This window comes from Micromonospora sp. M61, assembly GCF_018070245.1.
GTDB classification, from domain to species: Bacteria; Actinomycetota; Actinomycetes; order Mycobacteriales; family Micromonosporaceae; genus Micromonospora; species Micromonospora zamorensis.
In genome coordinates, this window is sequence record NZ_JAGPYA010000170.1 from 1 (window position 1) to 1,064 (window position 1,064).

Consider the following 1,064-nt stretch of genomic DNA (forward strand, 5'->3'; position numbering starts at 1 on the left):
GAGCCGTACGTGTTGGTCACCGTCGACCACATCGCGTTCCAGGCGGCGAGGTTGGTGATCCTGCCGCCGGAGGCGGCGCCGTCCTCCCAGTAGGCCAGGATGACCTTGAATCCGCGGGCGGTGGCGGCGTCGATCGCGCCTCGGTAGGCGTCCCACCACGCCGTCCCCACCGTGTGGGTGTTGATGGGCAGCCGGACGGTGTTGACCCCCATGGTGGAGGCCATGTCGTCGTAGAGGGCATTGGCCTTGGCCCGCACTGTCGCGTTGCTGTCGGACGAGCTCAGGCCCTGCACGACGAGCGGGCCGGTGCTGAAGTTGTCACCCAGCACTGCCCAGTTCATGCCGCGGAACTGGTTGGTGGCGGCAGTGGCCGGCGACGACATGACGACGACGACGCCGACCATCGCGGTCATCGCGGCCGCCAGGGCGATCAGTATCCGGCGCATCAACCGGGTGCTCCGCGATACGTGCTCCAGGGGCAAGCTGGTGTGTGTCATGACCTGTCCAATCGGTGTCACCCGCAGTCGGGGTTCAGCTCGTCACGCGGAAGGTGGCGTCGGCGCGACTCTGCGCGTCGGAGACCGGGTCGAGTCGGAGCAGGTAGGCGTAGTGCCGGATGTAGCGGTCCGGGTGGCTGTAGGACTGGAATGACGTCCACGAGGAGTTGGCGAGGCCCGCGACCTGCCGGAACGTGGAGTCGGCGGCGAAGGTGGCGGTGCCGTCATTGGCTTCCAGCCGGAAGTCGAACCCGTAGTGGCGCAGGTAGTGGCCCGGGAAGTTGACCGACTGGATGGAGACAGTGCCGGAGCCGACCAGGCCGGGCACCACCCGCCACTGGCCGTCCTGCGCGGGGCTGACGTTCGGGTCGATGCGGACGTCGTAGTCGGCGTGGCGCACATACCGGTCCTGGAAGTTGTACGACTGGACCCGGTTGATCGCGGTGGCGGGCCAGCGGGCGAGCACGCGGGTCTGCTCAGCGGCGGTCAGGTTGAGGATCGAACCGTGCCGCTTCTTGGTGCCACCCATGGCGTACGAGCCGGACGCCGGCAGCCGGAAGGCGCTCG

Annotated in this window: 1 protein-coding gene and 1 pseudogene; both read right to left on the reverse strand. The window is 68.3% G+C overall.

Going from position 1 to position 1,064, the window contains the following annotated elements; translation table 11 throughout:
* A pseudogene (locus KBX34_RS33145) lies at window positions 1-446 on the reverse strand (glycosyl hydrolase family 5); the annotation flags it as partial.
* A gap of 85 nt (window positions 447-531) precedes the next feature.
* The coding region (locus KBX34_RS33150; protein ID WP_210929000.1) for an AbfB domain-containing protein at window positions 532-1,064 on the reverse strand (533 nt) is incomplete at its 5' end.